We start from the raw sequence: 1,975 nt of genomic DNA, 5'->3' as shown, positions 1-1,975 counted from the left end.
GGCCCGGACTCTGTTCATCCTGATTGTCCACGCGCCGGGCAGCCTGCTGCCGACGATCCGGTCGCGCTGTCAGGTGGTGAGATTGAACCCGCTCGACGCCGACGACCTGATGACGGTGCTGGAAACGACCGAGCCGGCGCCGCCTGAGGATCCGGCGGCGCGCGCGGCACTGGCCGAGCGGGCAGGGGGCAGCGCCCGCACCGCGATCCTCTTGACGCAGTATGGCGGGTTGGAGATCGCTTCGACGCTCGACGCTCTGGTCACCGGGAAAAAGAGCGATGTCGGCGGCGCGTTCCGCCTCGCCGAAGCCGTGGCCGGCCGCGATCAGGCGATCCAGTTCGATATCTTCAACCGCCGGGTGCTAGACCTGTTGTCGGACGCGGCAAGCCAGGCAGCACTGGCTGGCGATCTCGCACGAGCCAAAACGCTGTCGGACACTTGGCATGAGGCGCTGGACGCTATATCTGAGACCGATACTTACAATCTCGATAAGAAGCAGCACGCCTTGATCATGATCGACCGCCTGAATTCTGCAATGCGAATGTGACTGGGTTTCCTGGATCGGGATGGCAAATGCTGCCTCGATACGATATCCACCGCCACGCCTTTCCATTCAGACATTCATGACGGTTCATTCATGTCACGCGACAAATTCTACATCACCACCCCGATCTTTTATCCGAACGGCAAGCCGCATATCGGCCACGCCTATACGGTCATTGCAACCGACGCCCTGGCACGCTTCCAGCGCCTGGACGGCAAGGACGTCTTCTTCCTGACCGGCACCGACGAGCATGGCCTGAAGATGCAGCAAACTGCCGAGAAGGAAGGTATAACGCCACTGGCGCTGGCCGACCGCAATTCGGCGATTTTCCGCGCAATGACCGAGGCGATGGGCGGCTCGAATGACCAATACATTCGCACGACCGAACCGCGCCACTACGAATCCTGTCAGGCGATCTGGAAAGCGATGGCCGCCAATGGCGACATCTATCTCGACCGCTATAGCGGCTGGTATTCGGTGCGCCAGGAAGCCTATTTCGACGAGAGCGAGACGACGCTCGGCGACGACGGCGTGCGCCGCGAACCGCTTGGGTCGCCGGTCGAATGGAACGAGGAAGAAAGCTATTTCTTCCGGCTTTCCGCCTATCAGGACAAATTGCTGGCGCTTTATGAGAGCCAGCCCGACTTTGTCGGTCCGACCGAGCGCCGCAACGAGGTGCTCAGCTTCGTCAAGTCGGGGCTGAAGGATCTGTCGATCTCGCGCACGACCTTCAAATGGGGCGTGCCGGTGCCAGGCGACGACAAGCATGTGATGTATGTCTGGGTCGACGCCTTGACCAACTACATCACCGCCGCCGGCTATCCCGACACAAAGGCCGAGCAATGGCACTATTGGCCGGCCACGCACATCATCGGCAAGGACATTGTCCGCTTCCATGCGGTCTATTGGCCGGCATTTCTGATGTCGGCGGGCATCGAGTTGCCAAAGCGCGTCTTCGCGCATGGCTTCCTGTTCAACCGCGGCGAGAAGATGTCGAAATCTGTTGGCAACGTCGTCGATCCATTCGCGATGGTCGAGCACTACGGTCTCGACCAGGTGCGCTACTTCTTCCTGCGCGAGGTGCCGTTCGGTAACGATGGCAGCTACAGCCATGACGCGATCGTCAACCGCACCAATGCCGATCTTGCCAACGGTCTCGGCAACCTGGCGCAGCGTTCGCTGTCGATGATCGCCAAGAACTGCGGCGGCGTGGTGCCGCAGCGCGGCGAGCTGACGGATGCAGACAGAGCGATCCTGGATCAGGCCGCCGCCGCGCTCGACACCGCGCGCAAGGCGGTCGCCGAGCAGGGCATCCATCTGGCGCTGGCAGCTATCTTCGGCGTGGTGGCGGAAGCCGATCGCTACTTCGCCGGCGAGGCACCATGGGCGCTGAAGAAGACCAACCCGGCGCGCATGGAAACGGTGCTGTGG

Annotated in this window: 1 protein-coding gene and 1 pseudogene; both read left to right on the top strand. The window is 61.7% G+C overall.

The annotated features are described in order from the left end of the window. A pseudogene (locus tag EN879_RS33720) lies at nucleotides 1-547 on the top strand (DNA polymerase III subunit delta'); the annotation flags it as partial. Nucleotides 548-637: 90 nt separating this feature from the next. Next, a partial coding sequence (metG, locus tag EN879_RS33715) for a methionine--tRNA ligase (RefSeq protein WP_127274597.1) occupies nucleotides 638-1,975 on the top strand: 1,338 nt, incomplete at its 3' end.

The sequence above is a fragment of the Mesorhizobium sp. M7A.F.Ca.AU.002.02.1.1 genome (assembly GCF_003998535.1).
Lineage (GTDB): Bacteria > Pseudomonadota > Alphaproteobacteria > Rhizobiales > Rhizobiaceae > Mesorhizobium > Mesorhizobium ciceri.
The sequence above is the reverse complement of the archived record's forward strand: the minus strand, read 5'-3'. Positions and strand labels throughout refer to the sequence as shown.